The organism is Colwellia sp. BRX10-4 (genome assembly GCF_014077465.1).
Lineage (GTDB): Bacteria > Pseudomonadota > Gammaproteobacteria > Enterobacterales > Alteromonadaceae > Colwellia_A.
The window spans coordinates 1-3039 of sequence record NZ_JACGVZ010000061.1 but is presented as its reverse complement, the minus strand read 5'-3'; the positions used below and the strand labels follow the sequence as shown (position 1 = coordinate 3039).

At 49.1% G+C, this 3039-nt stretch carries 1 rRNA gene; it reads right to left on the bottom strand.

Going from position 1 to position 3039, the window contains the following annotated elements:
• Positions 1 to 22 precede the first annotated feature (22 nt).
• Positions 23 to 2913 (bottom strand): 23S ribosomal RNA (locus H4J67_RS19635).
• Positions 2914 to 3039 lie beyond the last annotated feature (126 nt).

The window sequence follows — 3039 nt, the reverse complement described above, 5'->3', positions numbered from 1 at the left end:
AGCAAAACTACTTGGGTGTTGTATGGTTAAGCCTCACGGGCAATTAGTATCAGTTAGCTCAAGACCTCGCAGTCCTTACACACCTGACCTATCAACGTTGTAGTCTCCAACGACCCTTTAGGGAGCTTAAAGCTCCAGTGAGAACTCATCTCAAAGCCTGCTTCCCGCTTAGATGCTTTCAGCGGTTATCAGTTCCGAACGTAGCTACCGGGCAATGCTATTGGCATAACAACCCGAACACCAGCGGTTCGTCCACTCCGGTCCTCTCGTACTAGGAGCAGCCCTCTTCAATTCTCAAACGCCCACGGCAGATAGGGACCGAACTGTCTCACGACGTTCTAAACCCAGCTCGCGTACCACTTTAAATGGCGAACAGCCATACCCTTGGGACCGACTTCAGCCCCAGGATGTGATGAGCCGACATCGAGGTGCCAAACACCGCCGTCGATATGAACTCTTGGGCGGTATCAGCCTGTTATCCCCGGAGTACCTTTTATCCGTTGAGCGATGGCCCTTCCATACAGAACCACCGGATCACTATGACCTACTTTCGTACCTGCTCGACGTGTCTGTCTCGCAGTTAAGCTGGCTTATGCCATTGCACTAACCGTATGATGTCCGACCATACTTAGCCAACCTTCGTGCTCCTCCGTTACTCTTTGGGAGGAGACCGCCCCAGTCAAACTACCCACCAGACAGTGTCCCCAAGCCCGATAAGGGCCCTAGGTTAGAACATCACGCATACAAGGGTGGTATTTCAAGGTAGACTCCACTTCATCTGGCGACAAAGTTTCATAGTCTCCCACCTATCCTACACATGTAGGAGCAATGTTCACTGTCAAGCTATAGTAAAGGTTCACGGGGTCTTTCCGTCTAGCCGCGGGTATACGGCATCTTAACCGCAAATTCAATTTCACTGAGTCTCGGGTGGAGACAGTGTGGCCATGATTACGCCATTCGTGCAGGTCGGAACTTACCCGACAAGGAATTTCGCTACCTTAGGACCGTTATAGTTACGGCCGCCGTTTACCGGGGCTTCGATCATCAGCTTCGCTTGCGCTAACCGAATCAATTAACCTTCCGGCACCGGGCAGGCGTCACACCGTATACGTCATCTTTCGATTTTGCACAGTGCTGTGTTTTTAATAAACAGTTCCAGCCACCTGGTTACTTCGACTACTCTTAGCTTACACCGCAAGGGTTTAACCGAGAGTAGCGTACCTTCTCCCGAAGTTACGGTACTATTTTGCCTAGTTCCTTCACCCGAGTTCTCTCAAGCGCCTTAGTATTCTCTACCTAACCACCTGTGTCGGTTTGGGGTACGGTTCCTATATATCTGAAGCTTAGAAGCTTTTCCTGGAAGCATGGCATCAACAGCTTCAACTCCGTAGAGTCTCGTCTCGTATCTCAGTGTTGAATGAAGACCCGGATTTACCTAAGTCAACCACCTACGTACTTTCACACGGACTACCAACGCCGTGCCTGTTTAGCCTACTCCGTCCCTCCTTCGCAATATATAGAAGTACAGAAATATTAATCTGTTTCCCATCGACTACGCGTTTCCGCCTCGCCTTAGGGGCCGACTTACCCTGCCCTGATTAACATGGGACAGGAAACCTTGGTCTTTCGGCGGGGGAGTTTTTCACTCCCCTTATCGTTACTCATGTCAGCATTCGCACTTCTGATACCTCCAGCAAGCTTTACAACTCACCTTCAACGGCTTACAGAACGCTCCCCTACCACTCATAGTAAACTATGAATCCGCAGCTTCGGTGACTAGTTTAGCCCCGTTACATCTTCCGCGCAGACCGACTCGACTAGTGAGCTATTACGCTTTCTTTAAAGGATGGCTGCTTCTAAGCCAACCTCCTAGCTGTCTATGCCTTTCCACATCGTTTCCCACTTAACTAGTACTTTGGGACCTTAGCTGGCGGTCTGGGTTGTTTCCCTCTTCACAACGGACGTTAGCACCCGCAGTGTGTCTCCCGCATATCACTCATTGGTATTCGGAGTTTGCAAAGGGTTGGTAAGTCGGGATGACCCCCTAGCCTTAACAGTGCTCTACCCCCAATGGTGTTCGTGCGAGGCTCTACCTAAATAGATTTCGGGGAGAACCAGCTATCTCCCGGCTTGATTAGCCTTTCACTCCGACCCACAAGTCATCACCGCATTTTTCAACATACGTGTGTTCGGTCCTCCAGTTGATGTTACTCAACCTTCAACCTGCCCATGGGTAGATCGCCGGGTTTCGGGTCTATACCCTGCAACTAAACGCGCAGTTAACACTCGCTTTCGCTACGGCTCCCCTAATCGGTTAACCTTGCTACAGAATATAAGTCGCTGACCCATTATACAAAAGGTACGCAGTCACCGGACTAAATCCGGCTTCCACTGCTTGTACGTATGCGGTTTCAGGTTCTATTTCACTCCCCTCACAGGGGTTCTTTTCGCCTTTCCCTCACGGTACTGGTTCACTATCGGTCAGTTAGTAGTATTTAGCCTTGGAGGATGGTCCCCCCATATTCAGACAAAGTTTCACGTGCTCCGTCCTACTCGATTTCACTCAAAGGTTGCTTTTGTGTACGGGACTATCACCCTGTATCGTTGTACTTTCCAGTACATTCCACTAGCGCCCAATAAGCTTAAGGGCTGATTCGCGTTCGCTCGCCGCTACTAACGAAATCTCGGTTGATTTCTTTTCCTCAGGGTACTTAGATGTTTCAGTTCTCCTGGTTCGCTTCATTAAGCTATGTATTCACTTAATGATACTGACTTATGTCAGTGGGTTTCCCCATTCGGAAATCATTGGCTATAACGGTTTTTATCACCTCACCAATGCTTATCGCAGATTAACACGTCCTTCATCGCCTCTAACTGCCAAGGCATCCACCACATACGCTTAGTCACTTAACCATACAACCCTAAGTAGTCTTTCGACACGAAGTACACCGTGGAGACTAATCCACAGCAATTGTAAAGTCTGACATTTTCACGCACAAATAAATGTGTCTTGAATAAGATGTTTACTCTGAGTAAGAG